Source organism: Clostridium sp. AF35-15, from assembly GCF_003477745.1.
GTDB classification, from domain to species: Bacteria; Bacillota; Clostridia; order Lachnospirales; family Lachnospiraceae; genus Otoolea; species Otoolea fessa.
In genome coordinates, this window is record NZ_QUDY01000006.1 from 157,227 (window position 1) to 169,139 (window position 11,913).

Consider the following 11,913-nt stretch of genomic DNA (forward strand, 5'->3'; position numbering starts at 1 on the left):
CGCGTATGGACGGAGCGGTGAAACTTTTAAAAGAGCTTCTGACCATTCGGAGTGTCAATGGACGGGATGACGAGGGAGCAGTGGCAGAATATTTGTGCAAGTATTTTGAACAATCGGGATTTTCTGCACATATACAGCGGATTGACGCGACACACGCCAATGTGCTGGCGGAGCTTGAGGGGGAGTCGGATGGCGCTCCGATCTTCTGGAACGGGCATCTGGACACGGTTCCTTACGGAGATACCGGAGAATGGAAGACTGACCCGGCGGTTCCGGTGGAACGGGACGGTTTTCTCTATGCCCGCGGTGCCAGCGATATGAAGAGTGGGCTTGCCGCGATGGTGTACGCGCTCTGTGAATATAAAAAATCCGGTCGTCCGGTGCCGCGTACGATCCATTTCCTCGGAACCTGTGATGAGGAAAAGGGCGGCATCGGCGCTAGGGAGATCTTAAAGGAAGTCCCGGAGACGTCGATTGGAACGCTTCTGATAGGAGAACCGACGGGATGCAGGCTGGGCGTGGCGCAGAAAGGCTGCCTGTGGCTGGAGATAGAAGCACACGGAAAGACGAGCCACGGGGCATACCCGCAGGAGGGCTGCAATGCCGTGGAACAGGCGATGGCGCTGACAGGTGAGATTGAAACATATGTGAAAAGCTTCACACACCCGGTTCTCGGCGCATCGACCGCGCAGGTAACGCAGATTTCCGGCGGCGTGGCGCCAAATATGACGCCGGACACCTGCCGGATTCTCATGGATATCCGTATGACACCAGGACTGACAAGCCAGATGGTAGTCGGTCAGGCGGAGGCGTTTGCGGCGGCGCGTTCCGTTACATCGGAAGAAAAATTCCGCGTCAGCTGCCGGATTGTCAATGACCGGCGGGCGATCGAGATTGGAGAATCCCATCCGCTTGTGAAACAGCTCTCGAAGGAACTGGAGAAAAAAGGGCTTCCGGTGGAGACGACTGGGATTAATTTCTTTACAGATGCTTCGATCCTGGTGGAACACAAGCTGGATGCAGCCGTTCTCTTATTTGGTCCGGGCGAGGCAGGTATGGCGCATAAGCCAAATGAGCGGGTCGAGATAGAAAAATATCAGAAATCCATTCAGGTTCTCATGGATCTGATCGCATCGGAGGTGGATGAGTGAGGGCAACCATCAAGGATATTGCCGCTGAGACTGGTTTTTCCGTGACGACAATCTCACTGGTTCTCAATGGAAAAGGATATAAGATCTCGGATGAGACAAAGAATCAGATCCTAGCGAAGGCGCGGGAACTGAATTATCGTCCGAACCAGCTCGCGGTCAGTCTGGTAAAGCGGCAGAGCAAGACCATAGGATTTATCGTCCCGGATATTTCCAATGTATATTTTGCCAATATGGCGCGCGCGATCGATGAGGCGTGCCGCGAAAATGGCTGGAGTGTGATTCTCTGCAACACGAATGATAATTATGACCGGGATCGCGAGTATATCGATCTTCTGGCGGATAAAGGCGCGGACGGCATTGTGTTTATCATGGCTAAAGATAATACGCGGGAGATGGCGGCGGAGGAGATTGATTATCTGGAATCGATCCACATACCCTATGTGGTAGTTGACCGGATCCCGGAGCTTCGGAATTGTCCGGCGGTCGGTACCGACCATGAGATCGGCGGTTATCTGGCGGCGCGCCATCTGTTAAGTCTTGGACACCGGCGGATTGCCTGCGTCGTGGGACCGCATGCGACCCAGATGGATTCGGAGGCGCGTTACCATGGCTACTGCCGGGCGATGGAGGAGGCGGGAATTCCGGTGGATGAACGTCTCGTCTGTGTCGGCGAGTATACGCAGGAGGGCGGCGCGGCGGCAGTCGAACAGCTCATTTCACAGGATTTTACGGCGATTTTCGCCTGCAACGATGCTTCAGCGTATGGCGTATGCAGAAAACTCAAGGAATATAGAAAGAAAGTGCCGGAAGATGTTTCGGTCGTCGGATACGATGACGTTTTCTATGCCCGGATGCTGGAGGTGCCGCTGACAACGATACGGCAGCAGGTACGGGAGATGGGAAGAGAGGCGGTAAGGCTGCTTCTGAAACAGATACGGGAACATAAAAGACCGGAGAGCAAGGTGATCTTTGCGCCGGAACTGGTAGTACGGGAGAGTACGGCGCGAATACAGCCGTCTTAAGCGATACATCAAAGATGCCGGCGGCAGATTTTGAAGGAATTGGTCAAGGAGGGGAGCAGAGTGAAGGTATTGAATTTTGGTTCACTGAATATTGATTATACGTATCAGGTGGATCATTTTGTAAGAGCGGGAGAGACGATGTCCTCCGAGTCGCTGCAGGTATTCAGCGGCGGCAAAGGGCTGAATCAGTCGATCGCGCTGAGCAAGGCGGGCGCAGACGTATGGCACGCCGGAGCTGTCGGAGCCGGGGATGGAGATTTCCTTATCGAGCAGATGAAGAAGGCGGGCGTCCACACGGAGTTGATCGAGCATCTCGACGGGCAGACAGGACACGCGATCATCCAGAAAGATCCGGCAGGGCAGAACTGCATTCTGCTGTATGGCGGTGCCAACCAGCGGATCACGAGGGAAATGGTGGATCGCGTCCTGACACAGTTTGAGGCGGACGATTTCCTGATTTTACAGAATGAGATCAGCGAGATCGGCTATATCATGGAGAAAGCCCATGAAAAAGGCATGAAGATCGTTCTGAATCCGTCCCCGATGAATGCGAAGATCCTGTCCTATCCGCTGGAATATGTGGATTACTTCTTATTAAATGAGGTGGAGGCGTCGGATATCTGCGGCATTGAGGCAACCAAAGATCCGCAGGCGCTGATGAACGGACTGGTAAAACAGTTCCCGGAGGCGAAGATTGTCCTGACACTCGGCGGCGATGGTTCCGTGTACCGCGATGGTGACACAGTCCTTCGTCAGGGAATCTATAAAGTGCCGGTTGTGGACACGACGGCGGCAGGCGATACATTTACCGGTTATTTTATCGGCGGCTTACAGCTCGGTGAAGACCCGAAGACGGCGCTGGAACATGCGGCAAAAGCGGCAGCGATCGCCGTTTCCCGCCCAGGAGCAGCTCCGTCGGTGCCGAACCGGGAGGAAGTCGAGACGTTTGAAGGATAAAAAGCACCTGAAAACTTGTCTTTTAAAACAGAATATAGTAAAATACCATTTGGTGGCGTTTCCGAAATTCGGGCTGGTACCGGGATTTGCGGAGGCGCCTCTTTTTTGCGCCCGTCTGACTCTTGTCAGTGTGGGCCTGTAGAAATAAAAAAGGAGAAGGTAAGTAGAAATGGGAAGAGAACGTTTTTCCTCTCGGCTGGGATTTATCCTGATTTCCGCGGGTTGTGCGATCGGTCTGGGAAATGTGTGGAGATTCCCGTACATCGTCGGTCAGTATGGCGGCGCGGCGTTTGTACTGATTTATGCGGCATTTCTGGTGCTTTTAGGTCTTCCGATCATCGTTATGGAATACTCGGTCGGCAGAGCGAGCCAGAAGAGTGCGGCGCTTTCATTTGATGTGCTGGAGCCAAAGGGTACTAAGTGGCATTTTGAAAAATGGTTCGCGATGGCGGGCAACTATGTCCTGATGATGTTTTATACGACGGTAGCCGGATGGCTTCTGCTGTATGTGTTCAAGATGGCGAAAGGCGATTTCGTGGGTCTGGATGCGGACGGTGTAGCAGGGGAATTTGGCTCTGTACTGGCAAATCCGGGACTGATGACGGTATTTATGCTGCTCTGTGTCGTATTCTGTTTTTCCATCTGTGCGATGGGACTCCAGAACGGCGTTGAGAAGATCACAAAGATGATGATGGTCTGCCTATTATTCCTGATGGTTGTGCTGGCAATCAATTCGGTGCGGATGGAAGGCGGACGTCCGGGACTTGAATTTTACTTAAAGCCGGATTTTGGCAAGATTCAGGAGGTTGGTGTCGGCAAAGTCGTATTTGCGGCGCTGGGACAGTCGTTCTTCACGTTGAGTATCGGTATCGGTGCGATGGCGATTTTTGGAAGTTATATCGATAAAGAGCGCAGCCTGACCGGCGAGGCAATCAATGTACTGGTCCTTGACACGCTGGTAGCGTTTATGGCAGGACTTATCATTTTTCCGGCATGTGCGGCTTACGGCATCGAGGCAGGACAGGGACCAAGCCTGATCTTCATCACGCTGCCGAATGTATTTAACCACATGGCAGGCGGACGTTTCTGGGGCACGCTGTTCTTTGTCTTTATGACCTTTGCGGCGGCATCAACGGTCACAGCGGTATTCCAGAATATCGTATCCTTTGCAACGGATCTGACTGGCTGTTCGATCAAAAAGGCAGTCTGCGTCAATCTGGTGGTGATTGCGGTCCTGTCGCTTCCGTGCGTGCTGGGTTTCAATCTCTGGAGTGGTTTCATGCCGTTCGGAGAGGGCAGCAACGTGTTGGATCTCGAGGATTTCATCGTCAGCAACAACCTGCTTCCACTCGGAAGTCTCGTTTACCTGATGTTCTGTACCAGCCGGTATGGATGGGGATTTGAGAATTTTCTCAAGGAGGCAAATGAGGGAAAAGGCGTGAAGTTCCCGCGCCAGGTGCGAGCGTATGTGACATATGTCATTCCACTGATTGTGCTGTTTATTTTTGTGCAGGGGTACTGGAGTAAGTTTTTCCAGTAGACTGTGCAGCTCTTTAGGTAACGAGAAAAAAGGAAAGTCCGGCAGAGGCAAACTCCGCCGGACTTTCCTTTTTTCGCCAAGGCTATTGACATAGTATTTAAGGGAAAGTTTTACGGGATTTTTACACAGTTTTGTTGATTCTGTATAAACAAAAGCTATATTATAACCATTTGTATTAATTTTTATACAGAGTGAAGGGGGCAGAAGATTCATTTTTCAATTGTGAATTTTTTTTACCTGTGTTATACTATACGCGGTAGATTCTAGCTCCTACGCCCGATAATATTTTCACAATTTCGGCAGAAAAGGCATCTGACGGGAGGTGAATGGGTGGAGGATGAAGGAAAATTTAGTAAGAGAAAGAGGGTTTAATTGATGGGTTTGGCTACATTTATAGGCGGCATTCATCCATATGAGGGTAAAGAACTGTCTGAGGATAAGCCGATCAAGGTTCTCGAACCGTTACAGGGCGAGATCATGGTTTATCCGCTGTCCCAGCACATTGGCGCACCTGCGAAACCACTGGTAGCGAAGGGCGATCACGTGCTGAAAGGCCAGATCATTGCAGAGGCAGGCGGATTTATTTCCGCAAACGTACTTAGTTCTGTTTCCGGTACGGTAAAGGGAATCGAGTCCAAGCTGGTTGCCAATGGTGCAATGGTTCAGTCAATCCTGGTGGAGAATGACGGTGAAGAAGAGGCGATTGAGGGCTTCGGAACAGACAGAGATGCAACAAAGCTGTCGAAAGAAGAGATCCGTAAGATCGTTAAGGATGCCGGTATCGTCGGCCTGGGCGGCGCTGGTTTCCCGACACATGTAAAGCTTACTCCGAAAGATGAGAACGCAATTGATTACGTTATCGTCAACGGTGCAGAGTGCGAGCCGTACTTAACCAGTGACTATCGTACCATGATGGAGCGTCCGGAGCAGATTATCGGCGGCCTGAAGGTTATGCTTCAGCTGTTTGACAATGCGAAGGGTGTTATCGGTATCGAGAACAACAAGCCGGAGGCTATCAAGAAGCTGACGGAGATGGTAAAGGACGAGCCGAGAATCGAAGTATGTCCGCTGCTTACCAAGTACCCGCAGGGTGGTGAGCGTACACTTATCTATGCAGTGACAGGACGTGAGATCAATTCTTCCATGCTGCCGGCAGATGCAGGCTGTATCGTAGACAATATTGATACCGTTGCTTCTATTTATAATGCAGTATGCAAGACAACTCCGCTGATCCGCAAGATCATTACGGTAACCGGTGATGCCATTGCAGAGCCGCAGAACTTTGAGGTACGCCTTGGTACCAACTATCAGAGACTGGTAGAGGCAGCAGGCGGCTTTAAACAGGAACCGGAGAAGATGATTTCCGGTGGTCCTATGATGGGACAGGCTCTTTTCAGCCTTGACTTCCCGGTAGCGAAGACTTCATCTGCTCTGACCACCTTTACCAAGGATCAGGTAGCAGCGATGGAGCCGTCAGCATGTATCCGCTGCGGACGCTGCGTAGGCGTTTGTCCGGAGCATCTTGTACCTCCGCTGATGATGAAGGCATCTACGGCTCACGACCTTGAGAATTTCCAGAGCTTAAACGGCATGGAATGCGTTGAGTGCGGATGCTGTGCATATGCTTGTCCGGCAAGACGGCCGCTGACCCAGGCATTCAAAGAGATGCGTAAGGCAGTAGCAGCCAGCCGCAGAAAGTAGGAGGTGGGAAGAAATGGAAAAATTATTAAAAGTATCGTCATCACCTCACGTTCGTGACGGAGTTACGACACAGCGCCTGATGTTTGACGTTGTGATCGCCATGATTCCTGCCAGTGTTTATGGTGTATGGCAGTTCGGCATGAATGCACTTCTGGTTCTGATCGCTACCGTGATCGCCAGTGTGGCAGCCGAGTATCTTTATGAGAAATTAATGCACAAGCCGATTACGATTTCGGACGGCAGTGCAGTTGTTACCGGCATGATTCTTGCACTGAATATGCCGCCGGAAATCCCGGTTTGGATCCCGGTTCTTGGTGCATTCTTTGCAATCATCGTTGTAAAACAGCTTTACGGTGGTCTGGGACAGAACTTCATGAACCCGGCACTGGCAGCCAGATGTTTCCTTCTGACTTCCTTCGCTCTGTTTATGAATAACTTCTCATCCGCAAAGCTTGGATTTGACAGTCTGACAGGTGCAACTCCGCTGGCACAGTTAAGAGCCGGTGAGACAGTGGATCTGGCATCCCTGGTAATCGGACGTATCCCGGGAACTATCGGTGAGGTATCTGTAATTGCCCTGCTGATTGGTGCGATTTACATGGTAGTCCGCAAAGTTATCAGCCCGGTTATTCCGCTGATTTACATTGGAACCGTATTTGTATTTACATTCCTGTTTGGCGGATTCAACCTGACCTATTCTCTCAGTGAGATCTGTGCAGGTGGTCTTATCTTCGGTGCATTCTTTATGGCAACCGATTATGTAACGAGTCCTCTGACTCCGAAGGGACAGATCGTATACGGACTGATCCTCGGAATCGTAACCGGAATCTTCCGTCTCTGGGGTGCTTCTCCGGAGGGCGTTTCCTATGCGATCATCTTCAGCAACCTGCTGGTTCCGCTGATTGAGCGCTATACGCTTCCGACAGCATTTGGAAAAGGAGGTCAGAAGAAATAATGAACCAGATTATCAAAAATACAATCATCCTTTTCGTTATTACTCTGGTAGCTGGTATCTGTCTGGGAACAGTACATGATATTACGCTGGATCCGATTGCACAGGCACAGGAGGCAGCAGCTACTAAAACTTATCAGGAAGTTTACCCGGATGCGGCAAGCTTTGATGAACCGCAGGAGCTGGCTGACGCAGTAACTGCTGCAGCGGACAGCATCTCTGAGTGGGGATTTGGAAAAGTTACCATCAATGATGCAAAAGAAGCGCTGGATGCAAGCGGCAACCAGATCGGTTACCTGATTACCTCTACCTCCGCAGAGAGCTACGGCGGCAACGTGCAGATCGCAGTTGGTATCACCAACGAGGGCGAGCTGACCGGTATCGGTTTCTTAAGCATCAGCGATACGCCAGGTCTTGGTATGAGAGCCAAAGAACCGGATTTCAAGGATCAGTTTATCGGCAAGAAAGCTGAGAACCTGGAAGTTACAAAGACAGGCGCGTCTGCAGATAATCAGATTGAAGCCATCAGTGGTGCAACGATCACTTCCAAGGCAGTCACCAACGCGACAGATGCAGCTATCTATTTCGTGGCTAACTGCCTGGCACAGTAGGAGGTGGAAAGATTATGAATAAATATGTAGAGCGCTTATATAACGGTATCTGGAAAGAAAACCCGATTTTCGTTCAGATGCTGGGTCTGTGTCCGACCCTGGCGGTAACCACTTCCGCCATCAACGGTGTCGGCATGGGACTTTCGACAACCGCCGTACTGATTGCGGCGAACTTTCTGATTGCATTGCTTCGTAAGATCATTCCGGACGGCGTGCGTCTGCCGGCAGAGATCGTAGTCGTAGCATCCTTCGTAACCATCGTAGATATGTTGATGGAAGGTTTCGTTCCAAGCTTATATGCTTCCCTGGGACTTTACATTCCGCTGATCGTAGTTAACTGTATCATCCTTGGCCGTGCCGAGGCATATGCTATGAAGAACGGTCCGATCCTGTCTGCATTTGACGGTATCGGTATGGGACTTGGATTTACAGTTGCTCTGGCACTCATCGGTTCCTTCCGTGAGCTTCTGGGTGCAGGTACTATCTTTGGTATCCAGATTATGCCGGCTTCCTATCAGCCGATCTCAATCTTCATCCTGGCGCCGGGTGCATTCTTCGTACTGGCTTGCCTGACTGCTCTTCAGAATCGTCTGAAGATGCCGTGTGCAACAAACGGTTCCGTAAAAGAGAAGAAGAAGGGTGGCTGCTGCAGCGGCGACTGCTTAAGCTGTGCTGGTCATGATGCAGAAGTTAAGAAGGAACAGGAGGAGAAGTGATGAAAGAATTACTTATTATTGCGATAAGCTCGGCGCTGGTCAGCAACGTCGTACTGAGCCAGTTCCTCGGTATCTGCTCCTTCGTCGGCGTATCCAAAAAAGTTGAAACAGCAGCTGGTATGGGTGGTGCGGTTATCTTCGTTATTACCATCGCATCCATCGTTGCAAACTTGATTTATCAGTTCGTTCTGGCACCGCTTGGTATCGATTACCTGAAAACCATCGTTTTCATTCTCGTTATCGCAGCACTGGTTCAGATCGTTGAGATGTTCTTAAAGAAGTGCATGGTTTCCCTGTATAACGCGCTGGGTGTATTCCTTCCGCTGATTACAACAAACTGTGCCGTTCTTGGTGTTGCCCTGACAAACGTCCAGAACGGATATGGATTTTTACAGAGTGTGGTAAATGGTGTTGGTACAGCCGTTGGTTATACCATCTCCATCGTGCTTCTGGCAGGTATCCGTGAGCACATCGAGGGAAATGATATCCCGTATAACTTCCAGGGATCTCCTATCGTACTGGTAACGGCTGGTCTGATGGCGATTGCATTTCTCGGATTTTCCGGATTACTGTAGAAGGAGGAGACGAAAATGGATATGAATTCAATCATTATCGCTGCTGTCGTGATCGCGGCAGTCGGCATCATCGTCGGTGTCGGTCTGGGTCTGTTCGGCGCGAAATTTAAAGTTGAAGTAGATGAAAAAGAGGCAGCTGTTCGTGAAGAGCTGCCAGGCAACAACTGCGGTGGCTGTGGTTACCCGGGCTGTGATGGTCTTGCAAAGGCCATCGCAGAGGGCAAAGCTCCGGTTAATGCCTGCCCGGTCGGCGGTGCTCCGGTTGGCGAGAAGATCGCTGCTATCATGGGCGTAGAGGCTGGTTCCTCTGAGAAGAAGGTAGCTTTCGTTAAATGTAAAGGTACCTGCGACAAGACAAAAGTACAGTACGAGTACCATGGTATCGAGGACTGTGCGAAGGCATCCGTTGTACCGGGTGGCGGTGCAAAGGCATGTTCTTACGGCTGTACCGGTTTCGGAACCTGTGTGAAGGCATGTAAATTCGATGCAATCCACGTGGTAGACGGCGTAGCGGTTGTAGACAAAGAGAAGTGTGTAGCGTGTGGTGCCTGCGTGGCAGCCTGCCCGAAACACCTGATCGACCTGGTACCGTACAAGGCAAAACATCTGGTACAGTGCAGCTCCCACGATCGTGGACCGGCTGTCAAGGCAGCCTGCCAGGTTGGCTGTATCGGCTGTACGCTGTGTACCAAGCAGTGTAAGTTTGACGCAATCCATATGGATAACAACGTAGCTGTTATCGATTATGAGAAGTGCGTAAACTGCGGAGCTTGTGCAGCGAAGTGCCCGGTTAAGGTTATTCAGTAAATAACGTAAATGAATACGCGTGACTGTGAAGGTACTGAACAGTCACGAATACGGAAGTAAAACGTCCGGTTGAACCGTTTGGAAAGACGGTTCAGCCGGACGTTTTGATTAGAAGAAGCTATATGGAGTGATATGAAACTTAAAGGATCGCTTTCGCCAGTGCGGTATGTATCACATTTAAGAGTGCCTGTGAGGTATACTGGCTGCCGCTTTCAAAGGAGAGATTTTCAAGCGACTGCGTGCTCACGATCTGCTCCGAGAGATGCGAAGCGGAAGGGGAGAGCAGCGGGTACATAGTTTCGATGGAATCACTTAAAGGACGGCAGGTAACAGAGGTGATTTGGGTGGAATCAACCGTGACTTCGACATTGACTGCCTGGCTGCCAAGTGTCAGGGTAGAACTGTACATGCCTGGCAGATAGTGGATACCAGCCGCAGCAGGGGCAGAAGCACTCTGTGTCTTCCTTCCAGGACGGAACATGATGAGGAGAAGCGCGATGAGAAGAAGCCCCAGCCCGATAAAGATAGCAGTATAAATAATCTCTTTCATGCGGAGTACGACAATTTTTGTTTTTGAACTCATAAGAAAGCTCCGGAATTCGTTTAGTACAGTGTATGAGACGGTTTGAGGGAAAATGAAAGAATATGATTTGTTATAAAAATAAAAGTCCCTATTTACATTTGTGTGTCTGATGTATCAACAGTATAATGATACATTTCACAAATTGCGTATGCGATTAGAAAATCAAGTAGTCCAAATTCCATAAAATGAAATTTTAGGGCAAATTACAGACATTAGCTTGGCTGTAGTATTTTTAAACAACATGTGTTAGACTACTGTTATACTAATCGGTATTTAACGAGGAGGTAATGATTATGAGTAGAAATATAAAAGGTGGTTTTTTAACATTAAGTGGTGTTGTTGGTATTGTGGGAATGATAATAGTGGCAATGCAAAATCCAGCAACTGAATGGGTAACGCCACCTGGAAGAATGATTGTAAGTATTTTAGAAAATGGATTATTGATTCCTACGGTTTTATTCCTTGTTCTTTTTATTTATGGATTGTATATTCTCCTAACGGAGAAAAACGATTGAGCAATACCGGTTTGTCGAATTAAGAAAACCGGTATTTGTGGAAGAGGAATTCTGTAATGAAATTTTTTGAAAATACCCGTAAGCCACAAGGCTTCGGCGGAAAATTGATGACGAAGATGATGAACAGCGGTCACGCCAAATTATCGCAATGGGGATTCTCAAATATCTCCGCGAAGTCTGATGCTGAAGTTCTGGACGTCGGCTGTGGCGGCGGAGCAAATATTGCGGTCTGGCTTGATAGATGTGGAAATGGCCACGTGACAGGAATGGATTATTCTGAGGTTAGTGTGGCAGAATCTCAAAAATTGAACGCCCTCGCCATTAAACAAGGGAAATGTAATGTAGTTCAAGGAGATGTATCTGCTATACCCTTTTCTGACGCGACTTTTGATTATGTTTCTGCCTTCGAAACAGTTTACTTTTGGCCAGGATTAGTAAAATGCTTTTCCGAGATCAACCGTGTGCTAAAAAGCGAAGGCATATTCCTGATTTGTAACGAGAGTGACGGAACGAATGCCGCAGATGAAAAATGGACAAAGATGATCAATGGTATGAAGATTTACACATCTAAACAACTTGTTGCCGCTTTGAAAGAAGCGGGTTTTACAGAGATCAAAACGTATTCAAATGCAAAAAATCATTGGATAAGTATTGTTGCAACGAAATAGCCAAATTCCAGTTTGTCAATTACAGGTGACATTGAAAGAGTCAGCCCATTCAAGGTGCTGGCTCTTTCAAAAATTCAAATCTAATAAATTGCACGACAACTTAGAGTAAAAATGA

General features: G+C 49.3%; 13 protein-coding genes. 12 read left to right on the plus strand and 1 reads right to left on the minus strand.

Annotation, left to right across the window (positions count from 1 at the left end; genetic code table 11):
• Positions 1-5 precede the first annotated feature (5 nt).
• From DWZ76_RS08995 to DWZ76_RS09040, 10 genes are all read left to right on the plus strand, one after another.
• The gene (locus DWZ76_RS08995; RefSeq protein ID WP_118472470.1) at positions 6-1,151 is read left to right on the plus strand and encodes a M20 family metallopeptidase; all 1,146 of its coding nucleotides are present in this window, start codon (positions 6-8) and stop codon (positions 1,149-1,151) included.
• Complete coding sequence (locus tag DWZ76_RS09000) at positions 1,148-2,173, plus strand: LacI family DNA-binding transcriptional regulator (protein ID WP_117795132.1); 1,026 nt, start codon at positions 1,148-1,150, stop codon at positions 2,171-2,173. Before DWZ76_RS08995 ends, DWZ76_RS09000 begins: the two co-directional genes overlap by 4 nt.
• A gap of 60 nt (positions 2,174-2,233) precedes the next feature.
• Complete coding sequence (locus DWZ76_RS09005) at positions 2,234-3,130, plus strand: ribokinase (protein WP_107001561.1); 897 nt, start codon at positions 2,234-2,236, stop codon at positions 3,128-3,130.
• A gap of 169 nt (positions 3,131-3,299) precedes the next feature.
• Entirely contained in the window at positions 3,300-4,670 is a 1,371-nt protein-coding gene (locus tag DWZ76_RS09010) for a sodium-dependent transporter (RefSeq protein WP_107001560.1), read from the plus strand.
• Between the two features lie 375 nt (positions 4,671-5,045).
• A complete protein-coding gene (gene rsxC, locus DWZ76_RS09015; protein WP_118472471.1) occupies positions 5,046-6,371 on the plus strand; it encodes an electron transport complex subunit RsxC in 1,326 nt (441 codons plus the stop codon).
• Positions 6,372-6,384: 13 nt separating this feature from the next.
• Positions 6,385-7,326, plus strand: coding sequence for an RnfABCDGE type electron transport complex subunit D (locus DWZ76_RS09020; RefSeq protein WP_107001558.1), 942 nt, complete (start codon positions 6,385-6,387; stop codon positions 7,324-7,326).
• The gene (locus DWZ76_RS09025) at positions 7,326-7,934 is read left to right on the plus strand and encodes an RnfABCDGE type electron transport complex subunit G (protein WP_022359777.1); all 609 of its coding nucleotides are present in this window, start codon (positions 7,326-7,328) and stop codon (positions 7,932-7,934) included. Before DWZ76_RS09020 ends, DWZ76_RS09025 begins: the two co-directional genes overlap by 1 nt.
• A gap of 14 nt (positions 7,935-7,948) precedes the next feature.
• Positions 7,949-8,650 carry an electron transport complex subunit E gene (locus DWZ76_RS09030; RefSeq protein WP_022359778.1) on the plus strand — a complete coding sequence of 234 codons (702 nt, stop codon included), beginning with the start codon at positions 7,949-7,951 and terminating at the stop codon, positions 8,648-8,650.
• Positions 8,650-9,225: an RnfABCDGE type electron transport complex subunit A gene (locus tag DWZ76_RS09035; protein WP_107001556.1), complete on the plus strand. Its 576-nt coding sequence runs from the start codon at positions 8,650-8,652 to the stop codon at positions 9,223-9,225. Before DWZ76_RS09030 ends, DWZ76_RS09035 begins: the two co-directional genes overlap by 1 nt.
• Positions 9,226-9,240: 15 nt before the next feature.
• On the plus strand, positions 9,241-10,032 hold the full coding sequence (locus DWZ76_RS09040) for an RnfABCDGE type electron transport complex subunit B (RefSeq protein WP_022359780.1): 792 nt from the start codon (positions 9,241-9,243) through the stop codon (positions 10,030-10,032).
• A gap of 139 nt (positions 10,033-10,171) precedes the next feature.
• On the opposite strand, the gene DWZ76_RS09045 is transcribed toward DWZ76_RS09040, so the two are convergent.
• Positions 10,172-10,615, minus strand: a complete 444-nt coding sequence (locus DWZ76_RS09045; RefSeq protein WP_117795137.1) for a hypothetical protein — start codon at positions 10,613-10,615, stop codon at positions 10,172-10,174.
• A 293-nt stretch (positions 10,616-10,908) separates the two neighbouring features.
• On the opposite strand from DWZ76_RS09045, the gene DWZ76_RS09050 reads away from it, so the two are divergent.
• Both DWZ76_RS09050 and DWZ76_RS09055 read left to right on the plus strand, forming a co-directional pair.
• The gene (locus tag DWZ76_RS09050; protein ID WP_107001555.1) at positions 10,909-11,130 is read left to right on the plus strand and encodes a peptidase M50; all 222 of its coding nucleotides are present in this window, start codon (positions 10,909-10,911) and stop codon (positions 11,128-11,130) included.
• Positions 11,131-11,186: 56 nt separating this feature from the next.
• The gene (locus DWZ76_RS09055) at positions 11,187-11,798 is read left to right on the plus strand and encodes a class I SAM-dependent methyltransferase (protein WP_117795139.1); all 612 of its coding nucleotides are present in this window, start codon (positions 11,187-11,189) and stop codon (positions 11,796-11,798) included.
• Positions 11,799-11,913 lie beyond the last annotated feature (115 nt).

Excerpts from the sequence above, each read along its gene's own strand:
- DWZ76_RS08995 (WP_118472470.1), top strand. The coding sequence starts at position 6 with ATGGACGGAGCGGTGAAACTTTTAAAAGAGCTTCTGACCATTCGGAGT.
- DWZ76_RS09010 (WP_107001560.1), top strand. The coding sequence starts at position 3,300 with ATGGGAAGAGAACGTTTTTCCTCTCGGCTGGGATTTATCCTGATTTCC.
- rsxC (WP_118472471.1), top strand. The coding sequence starts at position 5,046 with ATGGGTTTGGCTACATTTATAGGCGGCATTCATCCATATGAGGGTAAA.
- DWZ76_RS09020 (WP_107001558.1), top strand. The coding sequence starts at position 6,385 with ATGGAAAAATTATTAAAAGTATCGTCATCACCTCACGTTCGTGACGGA.
- DWZ76_RS09025 (WP_022359777.1), top strand. The coding sequence starts at position 7,326 with ATGAACCAGATTATCAAAAATACAATCATCCTTTTCGTTATTACTCTG.
- DWZ76_RS09030 (WP_022359778.1), top strand. The coding sequence starts at position 7,949 with ATGAATAAATATGTAGAGCGCTTATATAACGGTATCTGGAAAGAAAAC.
- DWZ76_RS09035 (WP_107001556.1), top strand. The coding sequence starts at position 8,650 with ATGAAAGAATTACTTATTATTGCGATAAGCTCGGCGCTGGTCAGCAAC.
- DWZ76_RS09040 (WP_022359780.1), top strand. The coding sequence starts at position 9,241 with ATGGATATGAATTCAATCATTATCGCTGCTGTCGTGATCGCGGCAGTC.
- DWZ76_RS09045 (WP_117795137.1), bottom strand. The coding sequence starts at position 10,615 with ATGAGTTCAAAAACAAAAATTGTCGTACTCCGCATGAAAGAGATTATT.
- DWZ76_RS09050 (WP_107001555.1), top strand. The coding sequence starts at position 10,909 with ATGAGTAGAAATATAAAAGGTGGTTTTTTAACATTAAGTGGTGTTGTT.
- DWZ76_RS09055 (WP_117795139.1), top strand. The coding sequence starts at position 11,187 with ATGAAATTTTTTGAAAATACCCGTAAGCCACAAGGCTTCGGCGGAAAA.